Raw genomic sequence first — 18,879 nt, 5'->3', positions numbered from 1 at the left:
CATCTAGTGCAACAAATGGGGATTTGGACGACTCGAAAGCGGGTTGTCTTTTTTTTCCTCAAAAACCAGCAGATTCAATGTCGAAGCAAAGTCGCAAATAGGCTATCCTTTACCTAGGTACTGATTCTTGGGGCCTGCGGCAGCTTCAAACCTAGCAGAGGAGGCTGCCGCTTTTTTTGTGTGAAAATATCAGAATATACACATTAAAAAGATAATTGATTATAATAGAAGCAAATTCAGGTTGGGAGGCGTGTACATGATTGCAATCCAGCGAGCAAGGAGAAATACGTTAGGGGATATTCTCCGCAGAAGTCGCGGGCGATTTCCCGAGAAGGTCGCGTTGCAATTTGAGGAAGAAGTGCTTACATACCGTGAATTGGACCAGCTCGTCAACCAGACTGCACACGCCGTTCGCCATAAAGGCTTGAAAAAGGGAGACCGGGCGGCAGTCCTCTCTCGCAACTCCATGGATTTTGCCATCCTCAACTTCGCCCTTGCGAAAGCTGGAGTCATCATGGTGCCGATCAACTACATGCTGAATGCGGAAGATGTGGCTTTCATTCTTGGACACGCTGAGGTGAGTGCATGCTTCGTCTCGCCTGAGTTTCGTGAATTGTCGCAGGAAGCGATGCGTCTGTCAGGGATTTCCCCCGTCCTGCTTTCACTTATATCTCGGCCTGCTGTACCGCAAGGCGATTGGCTGCCGTTTCGCGAGCTGATCGCTGGAGGGGAGATCACGGAGCCGGAGGTCGAGCTGGAAGACGATGATATCGCCCATATCCTGTATACCAGCGGAACCGAATCAAGGCCCAAAGGCGTCATGCTGACTCATAAGAGCATCATCTCCGAGTACGTCAGCACGATCATCGATGGGGGCATGACGGAGGACGATGTAGCGATTCACGCGCTGCCGTTATTTCACAGCGCCCAGCTTCACTGCTTCCTGGGCCCGTATGTGTACCTGGGAGGAAGCGGAATTATTCTGGAGCAGGCGACGCCCAGCCTCATGCTGGAGTCAGTGGAGAGTTGGAAGGCGACACAGCTTTTTTGCCCGCCGACGGTCTGGATAGCGCTGCTTCGCTCACCCGAGTTCGCGTCCCGCAATCTCAGCTCCTTGAAAAAATGCTATTACGGTGCAGCTATTATGCCCGTGGAAGTGCTGAAGGAATTGAATGAACGGCTGCCCGGTGCACAATTCTACAACTTCTACGGACAGACGGAGGTTGCGCCGCTGGCGACTGTCTTGAAGCCTTCCGAGCAGATCCGCAAGGCGGGCTCAGCCGGAAAACCCTCACTGAATGTAGAAACGAGAATCGTCGATGATGCGGGCAATGAGGTACCTCGCGGGAGCATTGGCGAGATCGTCCACAGGACCAGTCACGCCATGCTTGGCTATTACCGCGATCCCGAGAAGACACAGGCCGCTTTCGAGGGCGGTTGGTTCCACAGCGGGGACTTAGGGATTATGGATGAGGAGGGCTTTATTACGGTAGTAGACCGCAAGAAGGATATGATCAATTCGGGAGGTGAAAATGTCGCCAGCCGGGAAGTAGAGGAGATGATCTACCAGCATCCCAAGGTGTCAGAGGTGGCGGTGATTGGTGTCCCACATCCCTTCTGGATCGAGGCGGTAACGGCTGTCGTGGTCCCAAAGGCAGGGGAAAGCCTGAATTCCGAAGAGATGCTTGCGTTCTGCAAAGATCGGCTTTCGTCCTTCAAAGCCCCGAAATACGTGGTGATCGCAGAAAATCTGCCGCGCAATCCCAGCGGCAAAATCCTCAAGCGGGAACTGCGGCTTCGCTATGAGGCATTAGCCGCGACATAAGGCACAGGAGCTTGCTCGCGTAAGAATGATCATAGAAAGAACCCGCTCCGGCGATTCAGCGGCCGAGAGCGGGTTCTTCGTCTTTATTTGACGGTAGAAATAATATGTCGGTCAGTCGGGATGGATGCAAAGCGGTAGCCTTTTTCCTGCAAAAACTCGATCACATGCGGCAAAGACTGCGCCGTTGCGGCTTTGGTCGAGGAGTCGTGCATCAACACGACGATTTCCTTTTGCTGTTTCACTTGTTGCTTGATCTGGGCGAATGCGTCGGCAGCTGTATATTTATTGCTCCTCGCATCGCCGTTGGTGACGTTCCAGTCGATAAAGACGTATCCGCGCTTGTTGGATTCTTCCTTGATGGCGGTCATGACGTTCTGCTGCTTGTTGTATAGCTTGGGATCCTGGTAATGCAGGCTTACCGTGTTCGTACTGCCGCCTGGATAGCGGAAAAGAGTCAGCTTGATCCCGGTCGCTTGCTCGATGAGTGCATTTCCTTTCTCCAGATCTGCGAAAAAGGCATCCTTGCTCTTGTACAGCAAACGATAATCGTGGGAATAGGTGTGACCTCCCACGGCATGCCCTTCCTCAATAATGCGCTTCAAGATTTCCTCGTTGCCAGGCACATTGCGGCCGACGATAAAGAAGGTAGCTTTGGCGTCGTACTTTTTCAGCGTCTCCAGGATCTCCGGCGTTACTTGAGATGGGCCGTCATCAAAGGTGAGATAGGCCACTTTCTCCGACGCAGCGGGAACAGGCTGTTGCTCGGCTGGAGCAGGCACGGTCGGCGGAATCTTGGGTTGATTCGGATTTGCTGGCTCTTCTTTCGGTTTTCCCTGCGGCGGTTGAACAGCCGGCGGTTCAGGATTTTTCGGTTCTTCACCTGTTGGGGCAGTCGGTACAGCCGGCAGATGGATGGAGATTGGAGCCGTCGGGAAAAAGGGCTGTTCGTTGTAAATCAGATACGGGCTGCGCAGGGATAAAAACTGGGCAAGCTGCGGGGCGTATTCCGCCTCGATCTCTTGCGGACTTTTTTCGCTTTCCAGCAGGGCGCCAATTTTATCTGTTCCCATGCGCAGGTCAAAATCGCTTGTCTTCGCATCGCTTCCTTTTTTTGGGATGGGGAAGTGGCTGAGTTGTTGCGCATACGCCAATACATAGATCCCGGTTTTAGCTGGGTTAAACAGGCGGGGATCCATGATCTGCATACGTACGCCGCCATCCGTATCCCGGTCTTCCGGAAAGAAGACGACGCCGGGCAAGAGGCTTCCGTTCAGCATGTCTGCATACTGGACAGAGTCGATTCCTGGGCCCCCGATCCAGCTGTAGTGATCCGCATGCCGGATGTTGGTTCCTTCACCCAGGCTTGCAGGCAGATAACGCATGGTGCTGCCCAGGTCAGGGAACTGCGGTGCAGGCTTGATCCAGCTAAGCCTTGTTTCCTGGAAAGACATGCTGCGGGTATAGCCCGCCATCGGAACAACAGAGACATCGGCACCGATCTGGCGATTGAAAAAGAGGGCGAGCTCGCCAATCGTCATACCGTGCGTCAACGGGATGGTATCCACGCCGGAAGGAGACAGGAAGCCTTCCTCCAGAACAGGGCCATCGACATTGATGCCGCCAAGTGGATTCGGATGATCCAGCACCAGGAGCGGCTTGTGGTGCTCTTTAGCCAGCAGGATCACTTGCTTCAGAGTCGATAAAATGGAATCATGGCGGTTTCCTGTATGTTGCACATCGACGAGCAGCAAATCAAGTGAGTCAATCACAGAGTTGGGAAGCTGCGGCGAAGGGGCAGCCAAGCTGTATACCGGTACGCCGTATACAGGGTGCAGGTAGGATGGATTGGCGTCTTCTGCCAAAGATCTGCCGTCCAAACCGTATTCAGGAGTAAACAATGCCTTCAGTGAAACGGAGCGATCTCGTCGAATCATGTCGATGGTGCTGATGCCGCTTCCGTTGACACCGGTTTGATTGGTGAGGAGTCCCACTTTCTTGTCTTCAATCATTTGGTGAAATTGTGTAAACAAAACATCGCTTCCCAATTGAATGACAGCTGTATTCGCGGAGCTTCCACCAGGGGGAATAATGGTTAAAATAAGAACGAGGATGAGGAAAGGAAGAATTTTTTTCATGAATCGCCGCCTCTTTCGGGGTGAAAATGTCGTCGGTGTATGTCTATTGTAACGGTTTTTTGTAGCAAGATGGTTTCAATTTTGTAACAAATTGAAAATAGTCCAAACGTACGGGGTATTAAGGATCAGAATGCAATGGTAAGCCCTCTATTAGCAGGAATTTCTTGAATCCGTGCAAAGGCTGTAGTAGATTATTAAACGAGCTATTCGAGGGGAAACGGAGTGAAGAAGGTAATGATGAAGAGAAAGGCAACAGCACTCATTTTGGGGTTGTCTCTTGTGCCGATGGCCGCTGTTTTCTCGATGAGCGCCAGCGCAGCATCTGCCATCCAAGTTGAGTACAACCAGTCGAACATCGTTTTCCCGGATCAAAAGCCTATTTTGCAAAAAAATCGCACGCTGGTTCCCATCCGCCCGATTGCAGAGAGTCTTGGATTCAAGGTGGATTGGAATGAGGTAAATCGCACTGTGATCATCAAAAAAGGGAGCGATCAAGTCAGACTGGTCGTATCGCAAAAATTAGCCCGCAAAAACGGGGAAACGATCCAGCTAGACGTGCCGACCCAGATCGTCAACAAGCGCACGATGGTACCTGTCCGGTTTATCGCCGAAGCTTTGCAATACGATGTCAATTGGGACCAGGAGGCGCAAACGGTCCTCATCGCAGACCCAGCCTCTGCAGGAACACCTTCAGAAAACAAGACGGCTGCAGCACAAACAACACAGCCCGAACAACCTGAGGCAGAGATCAAGCAGCAAAAGGAAGAAGTCACATTTATCGATCCTGAGGAAATTACGGCGAACAGTGCCAACTTGATGGGGCTAGGCATCTATATCATCAAAGGAAAAGCCGAACCAGGTTTGGAGATAAGTGTCCAGCTTGCGGACAAAACCTATGATGTAGAGGTCGCATCAGACGGCAGCTACAAATTTGAACTGATGGACAAGATATTTGCCGATGGGTACACCCTGACAGTAAGCGATGGGGACCAGGAGCAAATCATCGAAGGCGAGTTTACCAAACGGAACTGACCAGCAACTGGAAGACGAGAATAGAGTAAGAACACCTCCTGTACACCACACTATGGTCAAGGAGGTGTATTTTTGTTGAAGCGAAATCTCTTGGGGCTCTGCGCATGCCTGATGCTTGCAGCAGCCTTCGCAGGTTGTACCCCCAACAAGCAGCAGGGTACGGAGGATCGGGGTGGCAATCAGGCAAAGTACGATACGTTCGGCGTCAATATTCGCAATGACAACGCAGGTACGGACAAAGGGCCGGCTTCCATGCTCGGACAAAGAGTCATGCACAACCGCGAGCCGCAGCTGGTTGCAAGACTGGAGAGATATGCCGAGGATCTGCCCGGGGTTGCGGATATCAAGGTTTTGGCTTACAAAGATACGATTCTGGCCGGGGTATTGCCAGTGGGGACCCTCAATCCGGGAATGGTCAATACGACTCCTTCCATCCGTTATACGCCTGGCGCTATCGTGAGGAATGCCAACGGTCATACAGACCATTTGCAGACAAAAGTTGTCGATCGGATGAGAACTCAACTGACCAGCTACTCGCGCTACAATCTGTTATATGTAAGCACCGATCGGGCTATCTATGACAGGATCCTCGATTTGCACACCCGAATTGAACGAGGGGAGCCGGTGAGTGACGACGTTTTTCAAACCCTGATTAATGATATTGGCTACACCGTGAAAGGATACAATCTGACCGATTGAGCGCCACCTGTTGCCCGGGTGGGCTTTTTTGGCTTTTGCGCTTGAAAGGTAATGGCAGGGATTAGACAGACTGATGAGGAATACATGGGGATAGGAAAGGTGAACGGTGAGGAGTGCAGCGTATGGATACGACACAAGTCTCTCTGATGAAAATAACCCCTCCCATACCAAAAACGGTGGTTCTGCGTCGCCCTGCCTTGGCTAAAAAAATGCGATTGCTCGCTCATGCGACACTTGGTCTGATCCACGCGGAGATGGGGTATGGCAAATCGACTGCTGTCTCGACTTACCTCCATGATGCCGGAATGGAGGCGAGCTGGTACCGCTGTGGCGAAGAGGATGCGGAGCTGTCCTTGTTTTTGCTGGGACTATTGGAGAGTATACGGAGGCATCATTCAGATTTTGGGCAAAACCTGAGGGAACGGCTTACTAGCGCCCGCGAGCAGTCTGCACAAGTGGACGGACGGGAAATGGCCGAGCTTTTTTTGCAGGAGTGCATCACTTGTCCCAAGCTACCTGCCATTGTCCTGGATGATTACCATCTCATCCAGGAGGGCGGGGAAGCGGATCGTTTTGTGGAAAAGATCGCCATGCACCTCCCTTTGCGCGGAAAGCTGCTGATTCTCACCCGGACTCGCCCCAGATGGCCCGGGCTGGATTTGATGGCGGCGCGCGGGGACTGCATGGAGTTAAGCACCCCGGATCTGGCTTTTACCCGTGAAGAAAGCGAGACCTTCTACCAGGATGAATATGAGGTAATTTTGCAAGCAGAGGAGTGGGATCGCGTCGAGCAGGTAGCCCAGGGATGGATCATGGCCCTGCGTTCCTTTGGAGAACGGGTGGCGCGTGGCAGTACCGTTGCCGACAGCCTGCGCGAGTTGTCACGGCTGATGTATTTGCTGGAAGCCGAGGTTTGGGCGAAGCTGGAACCTGACATGCAGAAGTTTTTGATAGAGTCTGCGGTATTTACGGATTTTGATGCCCAGGATTGCTGTCAAGTTCTGGGGGAGAAAAGCGTGGGGCTGCTGCACGAAGCAAAGCGCAGCCACTTGTTTCTCTCGGAAGACTCTGACGGGAACTACTCGTTTCACCCGCTTTTTCGCAGGCTTATGGCAAGCAAGCTGGCTTCCGATCCCGCTGTTTACCTGCGCGTCAACCGACAGGCGGCACATTGGTACCATCGCAAGGGCGAGGCAGGCAAGGCCTACGAATGCCTCATGCTGGCGGAAGAATGGGAACTCTTGGGAGAGTGGCTGGCACAAGCTTCTGATGGGCTGCTATTGGACGGAAAGCTGGATTTGCTATATCACTGGGCCAGCGTGCTGCCGATCAAGGTCAAGGACGGTCAGCATTGGCTTTGGTTTTATCAGGCTGAAGTCGAACGGTATCGCTGCATTTATCGACAGGCATTTGATTCCTATCAGGTGTTTATCCGTTTGTGTGAACAAAAAAATGATCGGCACGGTCTATGTCGCGGACTGGAGGGGTTGGCGCGGGTTCATCTGGACAGCGTGCAGAATGTTCGGGCAGAGGAACTGCTGAAGCGGGCGATCCAATTGCTGCCGGCAGATGTGCCGGAACGGGAGCTGGCATCCCGCCTGTATCGTCTGTTGGCGGAGATCTATACCAATCGCGGAGATGCCAAGCAGGCAGCGGATTGGTACCAACGAAGCCAGGAGCTGGAGCAACAGACAGAGGTAGAGCTTGAATCGCGCTTATTGTTTCGTACGGGGCGCTTGCAGGAGGCTATTGCGTTGTTGGAGGAGAAGTGGACCCTGGAGCAAACCAGGCACCCAGCGCTGACCCGTTCTTATCGGGAGACATCTTTGCTGCTGTCGTTTGTCTTTGCCTTGAATGGCGAATGGGAGCGGGGCTGGGCTGCCGCAGAGACGGCGATTGAGCTGGGGCAGGCAGCACATTCTCCCTTTGTCGAAGCGAACGGCTATGTCCGCAAGGCGCACGCGGCGCTGATCAGTCAGGAACTCCCCTTTGACGAAATCCGCAAGCTGTACGAAAAAGGCTTGCGGATGATGGAGGAGCTGCAGTCTACCCGTGGAAAATCAGAGACGCTTCTCGGGCTCACGCTGCTCTACGGCAAGGAAAAGGCCTTGGAGCAGGCGCTTTTCTGGGGCAGACGCGGGATGCAGGAAACGGAAGCCATGCGGGATGATTGGCTGAACAGCCTCGTGCGGCTCGCTGTCGGAATCGCCTATGCGAAAAGCCGCAAAGATGAAGATGCCGTAGAGGTGATCCAGGATTGCAGCGAACGGCTTCGTCTTTGCAAAGACAGCTACGGTGTTGTGATCTGCCAATTGTGGCTGGGGTTGCTGGCGTACCGCAACAAAAAATGGGATCTGTTTCAACAAGCCATGACCCAGGCATTGTCACTGATGCAAACGGGCGAATACGAGTTTCTTTTGCAGCGTCAGACGATGCTCACCCCGCATGACGTCCAGGCATTCATGCCGGTCTTGCTCGAAGCCAGCCGCAGGCAGATTGTCCCGGATTACGTCACATCACTGTTAGGAGAGCTGGGCTTGCAGCAGGTCAGCTTCCACCCTGGCTATACCTTGCGAATCCAGACGATGGGACAGTTTCGCGTCTGGCTGGGCGAGCAGGAGCTGCCGGACAAGGCGTGGCAGCGGGGAAACGCCAAGCTGTTGTTTCAGTTACTGATTACCAAACGGCATCAGATGCTCACGCGCGAGGAGATCATCAACCTGTTGTGGGAAGGGCGCGATGACGAATCAGCAACACGTGACTTCAAGGTCGCTCTCAACGCCGTCCACAAAGCCCTGGAGCCTGACCGGGCGGCACGCACGGACGCCTTTTTCATCCAGCGGCACGGTTCTTCTTACGGATGTAACAGCGCTTCGGGCTACCACATCGACGTAGAGGAATTTGAAAGATGGGTCTCTCTGGGGCTGGAAGAGCGTGATTTCGTACAGGCGGCCAAGCTGCTGGAAAAAGGGCTTGCGTATTATCAAGGGCCTTACCTGCCTGAATGTCGGTACGAAGAGTGGTGTTCCTCAGAACGAGACCGATTGCAGGAGTTGTTCTTGCGCGGGGCAGAGAGATTGGCACAGATCGGGCTGCAGAGACAGGATTGGGAAAAGACGATTCGCTGGAGCGAAGCTATCCTGCGTGTCGACGATTGCTGGGAAGAAGCATATCGCCTGCTGATGCGCGCCTATTTTCTACAAAACAATCGCACACAGGCCATTCGCTGGTACGAAAAATGCGTCAACAAGCTGAGAGTGCAGTTGGGCGTGGAACCGATGCCTGCGACTGTAGCGATGTATCATCAGATTATCGGAGATTGAGAAGGTTAGGGGCTGTCCCAGGGGTCATGTACATGACGCAAGGGACGGCTCTTTTTTCTTTCGTCCACCTCTTGACGAATCTTGGAAAAAACAATACACTATTTTTGTACTGACCAGTCAGTTCAAAAAACAATAAGGAGTGTGGGAGTGATGTCGACTTCAAAAAAAGACCAGATTGCCCAAGGAGCATTAACTGCCTTTTCCCAATTCGGGTACAGCGAAACGACCATGGATTCGATTGCTGAAATCGCCCAGGTCGCAAAAGGCACCTTGTATTATCATTTTGCTACGAAAGAAGAGTTATTCTGGTACGTAGTCGAAAGAGGCGTGAAGATGCTGATCTACTCTGTGGACAGCGTGATTCAGGATGAGACCTTGTCTCTGGAAGACCGCATGAAGAGCATACTGGATGGTCATCTTCACTTCTTTTCCGAGAACCGGGAGCTGTGCTTTTTGCTCCTCAGTATTTTTACAACAGATGAACAGCGCAATCAGTTTGCCGGAAAGCTGTTAACCAACTATTTCACCATGATGGAAGGGTACATGCACGATCTGAAGGAGCAAGGATTTATTCGCCAGGATGCGGATATCCAGACACTTGCTTCCGCCTTGTTTGGCATGGTGGGATTCACAGCTTTGCGCAAACAGTTTCGCAATGAACCGGTCGACATCGAGGCGAGCAGGAAGACGTTGCTGCTGATGCTTGACGGGGCTTTGCTGGAATAGACCGAATGCCTTTCCTCACCGGGGCTGGTCTGAAATCGAGTGTAGATAGACATGGAGGGAAACACCGAGATGAACAAGAAACGAGCATGGATCGGGATGGCTGGCTTTGTGGCCGGCATCGCGGTTTTAGGTACTTTTTTATTGGGGCCGGGTATCGGCAATGTAGCGGGACACTCCGCCCAATCTCTGACAGGGGTGGTGGAAGGAACGGAAGTGGATCTCTCGTTTAAAATGGGAGGTTCGATCGAACAAATCAGTGTGGCAGAAGGGGACGAGGTGAAGGCGGGGCAATTGATCGCCACCTTGAGCAGCGAAGAGCTTCTCGCGAAAAAAGAACAGGCCCAGGGAGCTTATCGACTAGCTCAGGTCAAGCTGGAACAGGCAAAAAAAGGTGTTGCTTTAACCGACAGCTCCAGCAGCGCGCAGGTCGATCAGGCACAAGCCGTAGTAGCCTCTGCCAAAGCGCAACTGGAAGCCAATAAAAACGGCGCACGCCAAGAAGAAATCGCCCAGCTCAAAGCGAAGCTGCAAGCGGCGCAAACGGCGAAGGAAATCGCAGCTACCAATCTGGAGCGTATGAACAAGCTGCTGGCAGAAGGCGCCATTCCACAGGTGAAAATGGAAGAGGCCCAAATGCAAATGGACAAAGCGCAAGCCGAGCTGAAAGCGGCTGACGAACAATTGAAGATGGCGCAGTCGGGTGCTCGACGTGAACAAGTCGACGCGGCGCAAGCTCAGCTAGATCAGGCGAAAGCGGCCTATGATCAAGCAGTGGCTGGACGTGGTCAGGTCGGACTGAAGCAGTTGGATGTCCAATCCGCAGAAGCGGGAGTCCAGCAGGCAAAAGGGGCTTTGGAAGAGATCGAAGCGTATCTGAACAATACTAAGCTGACCTCTCCCGTAGACGGCGTGGTCAAATCAATCGCCGTGCAAAAAGGGGAGCTCGTGTCGCAAGGCTTCACAGTCGTGACGATTCAGGCAAAGGCTGACCATTACGTCAAGTTTTATGTCAATGAATTCGCGCTGGGAACGGTAAAAGCCGGAGATACCGTGAAGCTATATGTACCTGCCCTCAATCAAGAAGTCGAGGGAAAAGTGGCAACTATCGCACCAGCTGCTGACTTCGCCGTGAAAAAAGCGACACAGGAGCTGGGGGATCGCGACATCCGCGCCTTCGCTGTCAAAGTGATTCTGGCAGATGCCAGCATTCGTCCGGGCATCACGGTGGAGTGGGGGTTAGAAGGAGCTGGTTTCGGTGAGTAACTTCTCCCACCTGTTCTGGATGGAATGGAAAAAATTATTTACCAATAAAACAATTCGGCTCGTTGTCTTTATCGTGCCGATCATGTACTTGACGCTTTTCGGGTTCTTGTACAGCGAGAAAAAAGTGATGCAAATCCCGACTGTGATGGTCGATTCGGACCAAACCGAACTCAGCCGTGAACTGTATCGCGGTTTTGAAGCGGACCAGACCTTCGGAATGATCGGACTGGTCGATACAGAGACGGAAGCGATGCGCATGGTGGATCAGGGCAAGGCGCAGATTGCCCTGATCATCCCGCCTGATCTGGAGCGAAACGTCAAGGCGGGAAGAGAGGCTGAAGTGCTGACGGTGATCGACGGAAGCAATATGATGATCTCCAACACGGCTGTTCGGGCCGCCAACAGCGTCATCAAAACGGTCTCAGCCGGTGCGACGCTCAAGAAGCTGGAAGCCGCGGGACGCTGGGGAGAAGAAGGAAAAACGCTCTACACGGGGATTGATTTCCGCTACCGGGTCTTGTACAATCCGACGTTCAGCTACCTTAGCTTCATGGTGTTCGGGCTGGCTGGAACCGTCCTGCAACAGGTCCTCTTTCTTGGGGTGGCGCTATCCGTCACTCAACAGAAGGAAGAAGGAACATGGCATTCGACCATCGCCACGTACAGCTTCTGGGAGATTACATTAGCCAAGCTGCTGCCGTATTTTCTCGCCGGAACCTTGAATATGGTCCTGGGCTTCAGTCTTTTGCTCAAAGGCTTCGGCATTCCGTACTACGGCAGTACGATGGATCTGATGGTGATCGCTTCCCTGTTCAATATCGCGGTTCTGGCGATTGGCTACATGATCTCATTCCTTTTCAAAGATCAACTCCAATCTACACAAATCGCCATGTTGATCGCAGTGCCGTCGTTCATGCTGTCGGGGTACACCTGGCCGTTTCTGTCGATGCCAAGCTATATAGCGGCGATCGGCAAATCCCTGCCGCTGACGTATTTCCTGGACGGCGTACGCGAAATCCTGTCCAAAGGTCACGGGCTTTCCGCCCTAACGCAGGATATGATCGTGCTGGGATTCATGACCTTGGTTAGCTTGTTTGTTTCCTATCTGATCTATCTGTACCAGAACAGGAAAATAACCCATCCTGCTAGCGAATCAATGGTGGGATAGACAACATTTTCTGAAAAGAAAACCTTGTGCTACAAAGAATCTATCCTATATACTTACTTGTAAAAAGGCAGATTCTTCAACGCAAGGGGGACATTATGTCAGCAACTCATCTGAAGCAATTGTGCGAAGAGACGTATACGAAGTTGAAAAAGGTCAGCATGGAATTGGAACGCTACTTGAACCAGGTTACCTTGAACAGCCTCGTAGCTCAGTCCGGTGATCCGGAAGAGTATGAGTCCTACTATCGTAACTACCTTTCTGACCTGCGGCATTTGCTGGTATATTGTGAAAATGCTTACGAAAGGCTGGGAGTTTCCCTGCGCCGTGCACGATTCAACGAGGAGTTTGCAGAAGAAGTCTTGTACCAGGTATATCATAGCTGTATCAACAACTTTTACTATCCAAAAGGCGAAGTGTACGACGAAGACGGCAGATATGCTTATACCAACCAGGACTCCATCATTTTCCGGAAAAAAGTAACACCAGAATTAGAAAATCTGACATTGTCTTTATCTAAAGTATTTGAGCAGTTGCGTGACGAGCTTCAATATTACGAAACCGACTACATTACCAAAAAACGGATGCAAAAAGCACAGGCGTAAAAGCCTGTGCTTTTCTAATGGTGTGCCCGGCATGGGCGTTGTCTCTAGGGTGAAAGTCCCGAATGGCGAAGGCAACAGTAGCCACTAGCTTACGACAAGGGTGTCCACCGCGAGGTGGAATCTGAAGGAAGTCTGCGGCAAACCTCCGGCCTGAGGAACACGAACTTCATATGAGGCTAACGATAGCTGGATGAGTCTGCCATACAAGACGAAGTCCATGTTGCCAAAGGCTATCGGGAGTAAATGAAGCAGGTGGATGGAGGGAAAGACAACGTTCTTACCCGGGGAGACCTGACTGGGACGCCATGCCCTCATGGTAACCTTCTCCGCTAGGAGAAACTGAACGGTCAGGAGTCAGCAGAGGCCATAGTACCGGAGTAGAGGACGCTTGAAACGGGAAGGGCCGAACATTTAGGAAGAACGGGACGCTAGGCGTTCACTCTTTATGATGATGCAGACAATCCAGATGGACTTACTTGAAGGAGGAAATGGTGAATCCATGGGGGACTTCAAGAGGGCGGAATAGAGAGTGGCACAAGTAGAAAGAACGTTCACGCGAAAGGATATCTGGTTTTATGATGGGACAACTGCTGTCACGGGAAAACCTCCTGTTGGCACTAAAGCGAGTAGAAAAGAACAAAGGAAGCCACGGTGTGGATGGTATGTCCGTAAAATCCCTACGTCAACATATCTTATCCAACTGGGACTCCCTACGAGCGTCATTGGAGAATGGAACCTATGTACCTTCGCCAGTCCGACGAGTCGAAATCCCGAAACTGAACGGTGGTGTTCGGCTATTAGGCATTCCTACCGTGACCGACCGTCTCATCCAACAAGCAATTGCACAGGTTCTTTCTCCGATATTTGATCCTATGTTCTCCGAACATAGTCATGGATTCCGTCCAAGAAGACGGGGACATGACGCAGTCAAGAAGGCACAGACATACATCGAGGAAGGATACCGTTGGGTCGTAGACATGGATCTTGAGAAGTTCTTCGATAAGGTAAACCACGATAAACTTATGGGGCTTATCGCAAAACATGTCAAAGACAGAACTATCCTAACCCTCATCCGACGCTATCTCGAATCAGGGATTATGGTTAATGGTATGGAAATTGAAAGCGATCAAGGGGTGCCGCAAGGTGGCCCGTTGAGTCCGCTCTTATCCAATATCATGTTGCACGAACTCGACAAGGAACTGGAAAAGCGGGGGCTTCGATTCCTTCGCTACGCAGATGACTGCAACATCTATGTGAAGTCAAAGAAGGCAGGAATCCGCGTGATGGATTCCGTGACCACGTTCATTGAGAGAAAGCTCAAGCTAAAAGTCAACATGGAGAAAAGCGCCGTTGATCGCCCATGGAATCGTAAATTTCTTGGTTTCAGTTTCACGGTGAACAAATCGCCCAAGATTCGAATAGCGAACGATAGTCTGAAGCGAGCAAAACAGAGGATTCGGGAGATCACCTCCCGCACTAAACCACTCCCAATGGAATACAGAATTGACGATCTCAATGAGTACCTTACAGGTTGGTGTGGCTATTTTGCCTTGGCTGATACCCCTTCGGTGTTCAGCCATCTTGACGAATGGATTCGAAGAAGACTCCGAATGTGTCTCTGGAAAGAGTGGAAGCGCCCGAAAACAAAAGTAAAAAGGCTTATCTCCTTAGGAGTTCCCAAGGAAAAAGCCTATGAATGGGGCAATTCACGAAAGAAACAATGGCGAATTGCATGTAGTCCAATTCTTCACCGAGCATTGAATAATGCTTACTGGCGTAATCAAGGTTTGAAGAGTTTGTCAGACAGATACACCTATTTGCGTCATACCTAAATGAACCGCCGTATACCGAACGGTACGTACGGTGGTGTGAGAGGACGGGGGTTAGTCACCCCCTCCTACTCGATTAAACCGCAAAGCCAACTGTCAGACGCCAGCAGGCAGGCGCAGGGTAGCGATTTTTTCCGAAATGGAGTCGAGCATTTCTTTTCGCGTGGCTTCATCGACGTAGGGGACTGCCGCAAAATTTTCGTAGGTTACGACGTAGCCGATCATCTCCAGTGTCCCTTCGACGATCTGTTTGCGTATGACCTCGTCTAGTCCTTTGGCAGCCATCTCCTGGGCAGATTCCCGTGTAGTCGTGAAGACGAAAGCCTCCTTGCCGCACAATAGCCCGACAGGTCCATTCGCTTCATATCGGAAAGCAAATCCGTCCGTAAACACCCGGTCGATGTAACCTTTCAGAATCGCGGGAGCGGACCACCACCAGACCGGGTAAATCATCACCAGAAGATCGCTATCCGTGATCAGGGTCTGTTCTTCCTCGATGTCGCTGCTTAGATTCCCACGCTCGACACGCTTCATGTCCAGTGCAGAAAAGACGGGCTGGAAGTTCATCTGATACAGGTCGCGCACGGTATACTCGATTTGCGCTTTCTCCAGCTCGTCGCTGACGCGTTTCAAAATCTCGTGATTGAAGCTGTTGCTGCCTTCATGGGCAAATACGATGCATGCTTTCATGGAAGTCCCTCCTAGGATGCTATTGGAAACTGTTCCGCAGACGAAGCAGGAATTTATTAAGGATGCCTCCGACCTTTTCAGGTTTTTTCGGCTCGACCGGACGGACTTGGCGCAGGGTTTCAGCGCTGTTGATCATCCCGTATCCATAGAGCTGGTCATGACCAGGCGGTCCCAGATCGATTGCAGCCTTGCGGATATGCTCCATGACATCGCTGTTTTTCATATCTGGATTGACGGAGCGAACCAGGGAAGCAAGGGCAGCGACATGCGGACAGGCCATTGATGTACCGGAAAGGGCTGCGTAGTCGCTGTAGATATACGTGCTGGGAATATCAACACCAGGAGCTGCCACATCGATATAATCGCCAAAATTGGAGAAATCCGCCCGTTCCTTGCGATGATCGACGGCAGCGACAGAGAGGACTTCTTTATAGGCAGCCGGGTAGCTAGGCTGGTCTGTGGCATCGTTGCCAGATGCGGCGACCAAAACGACATTATGGTCGTACGCGTAGCGGCAGGCTTCCTTCAAAGTGGCGGAAGAGGTATAGTTGCCTACGCTTAAATTGATGACATCAGCACCGTTGTCCGTAGCCCAGTAGATGCCGTGGGCGATATCGACGGCAGAACCGGAACCGTCAGCACCGATGGCTTTAACTGGCATGATTTTGCTGTTCCAGGACATCCCGGCGATCCCGTCCTGATTGTTGGTCTTCGCTGCGATGATTCCGGAGACATGTGTCCCATGTCCATTGTCGTCTTCGGGCATGTTGTTGTCTTCGAGCACGTTATAGCCTTCGACCAGCTTTCCCTGGAATTCGGGATGCTCCATATCCACCCCGGTGTCCACAACAGCCACGATCACATCCTTGCTCCCTTTGCTCACGTTCCAGCTCTGCTCCATCCCGATCAGAGAAAGATTCCACTGATATTCCGTGTAGTAGGGATCGTTCGGCTTGCGATTCGGCAGGAGCAGGTAATTGGGTTCCGCGTAGACGGAGTGTGGATGCTCGGCCAGTGCTTTCATCATTTCCTTCGTGGTCTTGCTTTTGGATTTGAGAATGAGAAATTTCTCGAAATCCCGCTTCACCCAGGCGTCGAGAGAAGAAGCCAGTTCTTTAATTTCCTTTTGGGAAGGACGCGGCGAGAAGCGGACGACAATCTCATGCTCCACGTAATGGCTGCGGTCCCGCGGATTGTGATGCAGGGTTTGGATATGTGATTTGCTTTCCAGGTTGCGGCGAATATCCTTTACTTGCTCGATGTAGTTGATTCGCGGTATGGTCGCGTCTACAGAGGTGACTCGGGGATGGGGTTCACGCATCTCCTGCTGGACATAGTGATGACGCATTGGAATCACAACCAATCCGAGTAACGCGACGGCAACGACGATCGGGGGCAAGATGCGCAAAAAAAAACACTCCCTCCATGCTATCTGCCATTAGCGTGTGCATGAAGAGAGTGTTTATGAAGGTAAAAGTTACATCTTCTTATCTATTGTCGGGATCGTTCATTTTTGCTCTAGATCAAACCAAGTTTCTTCAAGCCGAAAGAAATGCCGTCATCGTCTACGTGCCGCGTCAGCATGTCTGCATACGGCTTCAACTCGTCGTGAGCATTCCCCATCGCAACCCCCATGCCGACGAAGGAGAGCATCTCCTTGTCGTTCAACCCGTCTCCAAAAGCAATGGCCTCTTCCGGACGCAATCCCAGGTGGTGAAGCAAGGCTTCAATCCCGCGAGCCTTGGAGCCGTTCGGTGGAAGGACGTCCAGAACCTGAGGATGCCAGCGGACATAGGAGACCTCCCGGTAGTTCTCAATATACGGACGCTCTTCGGATTCGTTGCAGTAGAGAAAAGCCTGGTAGATCGGTTTTTCTTTCCAGTACTGCTGACGAACAGCGGGACTGGGGAGCTGGAGAAAGTCAAAAGACTCCAGCACATGCGGATGGTCTTCGGTATTGGCGTAGCAGGATTCGGCACTCAAAAAGACCATGGGGTGATTGTTTTCCCCAGCGATGCTCTCCAGGTTGTTCAAGGTCTGCATATCCAAGGGAGTATGATGGATCACTTGTCCCTGGTGTACGTTGTAAGAACCATTGAAGCTGACGAAGGTGTCGATCTCAAGCTGACGGGCGATATCTGCCAAGTGATAGGGCGACCGACCCGTAGCAATCGCGACATGCATGCCGTTTCGTTTCAATTGGTGTATCGCTTCAATGGTGGTTGGCGGAATGATGTGGTCTGTATTCAGCAAAGTTCCGTCGATGTCAAAAAAGACGATTTGATAAGACATGGTTTTTCCTCTCCACTTCTATTATCTCTCGTACAAATTTGCTTGAAAATAAGGAAAAGGAATGCCGCGATACAAGACATTCCTTCTCACTTCGATTATTAGAATACCGCCACTTGCGTCTCTCTGTCAAATACATGGCACTTGGAGAGATCGAGGCCGAGCTGGATAGACATGCGAGGTTTCAACGCATCCCTAGCATCGACGCGGGCGACCATCTGCGTCCCTCCGATGTTATGGAAGTATATGTAAAGCTCAGAGCCCATATTTTCGACGACATCGATTTCGGCGACGAGAGTACTTGGGAACGGATTGGCTTCCAAAAAAGACGGCTCGCTGTACATATCCTCCGGTCGAATGCCAAAGATAACCGGCTTGTTTACGTATCCGCGATCGCGCAGAACTTTTGCCTTGTCTTCGGGAAAGCGGATTTCAACCGCATCGATCTGGAAGATTACGTGACCATCCTTTTCGAGCAGATTGCCTTCCAGAAAGTTCATCGAGGGCGAACCGATAAAACTGGCGACAAATTGATTGACGGGATGGTTGTAAATATCACTGGGGGTCGCGACCTGTTGAATCAGCCCGTCCTTCATGACTACGATTCTGTCCCCCATCGTCATCGCTTCTGTCTGGTCGTGGGTAACATAGATGACAGTCGTGTTGAGTCGTTGATGCAGCTTGAGAATTTCGGTGCGCATCTGAACGCGCAGTTTGGCATCCAGGTTGGAGAGCGGTTCGTCCATGAGGAAAACCTGCGGTTCGCGTACGATAGCGCGACCCAATGCGACACGTTGTCTTTGTCCGCCTGAGAGAGCCTTTGGCTTGCGATCCAGCAAGTGCGCGATGTCGAGAATGCGAGCGGCTTCCTGGATGCGCTGCTCAATCTCGCTTTTGGAGAACTTGCGCAGCTTCAACCCAAAAGCCATATTCTCATAGACGTTCATATGGGGGTAAAGGGCGTAGCTCTGAAAGACCATCGCGATGTCCCGGTCCTTGGGAGCGACATCGTTGACCAGGCGATCTCCGATGTATAGCTCACCCTCGGAGATCTCTTCCAGACCGGCGATCATCCGCAGTGTCGTAGATTTCCCGCAGCCAGACGGTCCGACCAATACCAGGAATTCCTGATCGTGGATTTCCAGATGGAAGTCATCGACGGCGACGACTTGGTTGGCATAACGTTTGTAGACATGATTCAAAATGACTTTAGCCAATGACAGGCCCTCCTCTATAAAAATCATCAAGGCAGGTAATCGTGCTCATTGTTGTCGCTTATATGGTACAAAAAGGGAAGG

Annotated in this window: 14 protein-coding genes; 9 read left to right on the top strand and 5 right to left on the bottom strand. The window is 51.7% G+C overall.

Annotation, left to right across the window (positions count from 1 at the left end):
- Positions 1 to 256 precede the first annotated feature (256 nt).
- Positions 257 to 1,825: an acyl-CoA synthetase gene (locus T458_RS32815; protein WP_023554743.1), complete on the top strand. Its 1,569-nt coding sequence runs from the start codon at positions 257 to 259 to the stop codon at positions 1,823 to 1,825.
- An 83-nt stretch (positions 1,826 to 1,908) separates the two neighbouring features.
- On the opposite strand, the gene T458_RS32810 is transcribed toward T458_RS32815, so the two are convergent.
- Positions 1,909 to 3,960, bottom strand: coding sequence for an exo-beta-N-acetylmuramidase NamZ domain-containing protein (locus T458_RS32810; protein ID WP_023554742.1), 2,052 nt, complete (start codon positions 3,958 to 3,960; stop codon positions 1,909 to 1,911).
- 222 nt (positions 3,961 to 4,182) lie between these two features.
- On the opposite strand from T458_RS32810, the gene T458_RS56305 reads away from it, so the two are divergent.
- The 8 genes from T458_RS56305 (at position 4,183) to ltrA (ending at position 14,605) form a co-directional block, all read left to right on the top strand.
- Positions 4,183 to 4,992, top strand: a complete 810-nt coding sequence (locus T458_RS56305) for a copper amine oxidase N-terminal domain-containing protein (protein WP_023554741.1) — start codon at positions 4,183 to 4,185, stop codon at positions 4,990 to 4,992.
- A gap of 72 nt (positions 4,993 to 5,064) precedes the next feature.
- A complete protein-coding gene (locus T458_RS32800) occupies positions 5,065 to 5,691 on the top strand; it encodes a YhcN/YlaJ family sporulation lipoprotein (protein ID WP_023554740.1) in 627 nt (208 codons plus the stop codon).
- A gap of 122 nt (positions 5,692 to 5,813) precedes the next feature.
- Positions 5,814 to 9,014, top strand: a complete 3,201-nt coding sequence (locus T458_RS32795; RefSeq protein ID WP_023554739.1) for an AfsR/SARP family transcriptional regulator — start codon at positions 5,814 to 5,816, stop codon at positions 9,012 to 9,014.
- A gap of 150 nt (positions 9,015 to 9,164) precedes the next feature.
- Entirely contained in the window at positions 9,165 to 9,740 is a 576-nt protein-coding gene (locus tag T458_RS32790) for a TetR/AcrR family transcriptional regulator (RefSeq protein ID WP_023554738.1), read from the top strand.
- Positions 9,741 to 9,809: 69 nt separating this feature from the next.
- Positions 9,810 to 11,003 carry an HlyD family secretion protein gene (locus T458_RS32785; RefSeq protein ID WP_023554737.1) on the top strand — a complete coding sequence of 398 codons (1,194 nt, stop codon included), beginning with the start codon at positions 9,810 to 9,812 and terminating at the stop codon, positions 11,001 to 11,003.
- Positions 10,996 to 12,171 (top strand): ABC transporter permease, encoded by a 1,176-nt coding sequence (locus T458_RS32780; RefSeq protein WP_023554736.1) that lies wholly within the window; start codon positions 10,996 to 10,998, stop codon positions 12,169 to 12,171. Before T458_RS32785 ends, T458_RS32780 begins: the two co-directional genes overlap by 8 nt.
- Before the next feature lie 95 nt (positions 12,172 to 12,266).
- Positions 12,267 to 12,773: a DUF3907 family protein gene (locus T458_RS32775; protein ID WP_023554735.1), complete on the top strand. Its 507-nt coding sequence runs from the start codon at positions 12,267 to 12,269 to the stop codon at positions 12,771 to 12,773.
- Positions 12,774 to 13,348: 575 nt separating this feature from the next.
- Entirely contained in the window at positions 13,349 to 14,605 is a 1,257-nt protein-coding gene (ltrA, locus tag T458_RS32765) for a group II intron reverse transcriptase/maturase (RefSeq protein ID WP_023554544.1), read from the top strand.
- Between the two features lie 93 nt (positions 14,606 to 14,698).
- On the opposite strand, the gene T458_RS32760 is transcribed toward ltrA, so the two are convergent.
- The 4 genes from T458_RS32760 to T458_RS32745 form a co-directional block, all read right to left on the bottom strand.
- A complete protein-coding gene (locus tag T458_RS32760; RefSeq protein WP_023554734.1) occupies positions 14,699 to 15,292 on the bottom strand; it encodes an NAD(P)H-dependent oxidoreductase in 594 nt (197 codons plus the stop codon).
- Between the two features lie 19 nt (positions 15,293 to 15,311).
- Positions 15,312 to 16,700, bottom strand: a complete 1,389-nt coding sequence (locus tag T458_RS32755) for a S8 family peptidase (RefSeq protein ID WP_023554733.1) — start codon at positions 16,698 to 16,700, stop codon at positions 15,312 to 15,314.
- A 110-nt stretch (positions 16,701 to 16,810) separates the two neighbouring features.
- Entirely contained in the window at positions 16,811 to 17,584 is a 774-nt protein-coding gene (locus T458_RS32750) for a Cof-type HAD-IIB family hydrolase (protein WP_023554732.1), read from the bottom strand.
- Between the two features lie 98 nt (positions 17,585 to 17,682).
- Positions 17,683 to 18,798: an ABC transporter ATP-binding protein gene (locus T458_RS32745; RefSeq protein ID WP_023554731.1), complete on the bottom strand. Its 1,116-nt coding sequence runs from the start codon at positions 18,796 to 18,798 to the stop codon at positions 17,683 to 17,685.
- Between the last annotated feature and the right edge of the window lie 81 nt (positions 18,799 to 18,879).

Source organism: Brevibacillus panacihumi W25, assembly GCF_000503775.1.
Taxonomy (GTDB): domain Bacteria; phylum Bacillota; class Bacilli; order Brevibacillales; family Brevibacillaceae; genus Brevibacillus; species Brevibacillus panacihumi_A.
Note: the sequence above shows the minus strand (reverse complement) of the source record. Positions and strands in the feature narration are given on the sequence as shown.

Excerpts from the sequence above, each read along its gene's own strand:
- T458_RS32815 (WP_023554743.1), top strand. The coding sequence starts at position 257 with ATGATTGCAATCCAGCGAGCAAGGAGAAATACGTTAGGGGATATTCTC.
- T458_RS32760 (WP_023554734.1), bottom strand. The coding sequence starts at position 15,292 with ATGAAAGCATGCATCGTATTTGCCCATGAAGGCAGCAACAGCTTCAAT.
- T458_RS32790 (WP_023554738.1), top strand. The coding sequence starts at position 9,165 with ATGTCGACTTCAAAAAAAGACCAGATTGCCCAAGGAGCATTAACTGCC.
- ltrA (WP_023554544.1), top strand. The coding sequence starts at position 13,349 with ATGATGGGACAACTGCTGTCACGGGAAAACCTCCTGTTGGCACTAAAG.
- T458_RS32750 (WP_023554732.1), bottom strand. The coding sequence starts at position 17,584 with ATGTCTTATCAAATCGTCTTTTTTGACATCGACGGAACTTTGCTGAAT.
- T458_RS32775 (WP_023554735.1), top strand. The coding sequence starts at position 12,267 with ATGTCAGCAACTCATCTGAAGCAATTGTGCGAAGAGACGTATACGAAG.
- T458_RS32810 (WP_023554742.1), bottom strand. The coding sequence starts at position 3,960 with ATGAAAAAAATTCTTCCTTTCCTCATCCTCGTTCTTATTTTAACCATT.
- T458_RS32795 (WP_023554739.1), top strand. The coding sequence starts at position 5,814 with ATGGATACGACACAAGTCTCTCTGATGAAAATAACCCCTCCCATACCA.
- T458_RS32785 (WP_023554737.1), top strand. The coding sequence starts at position 9,810 with ATGAACAAGAAACGAGCATGGATCGGGATGGCTGGCTTTGTGGCCGGC.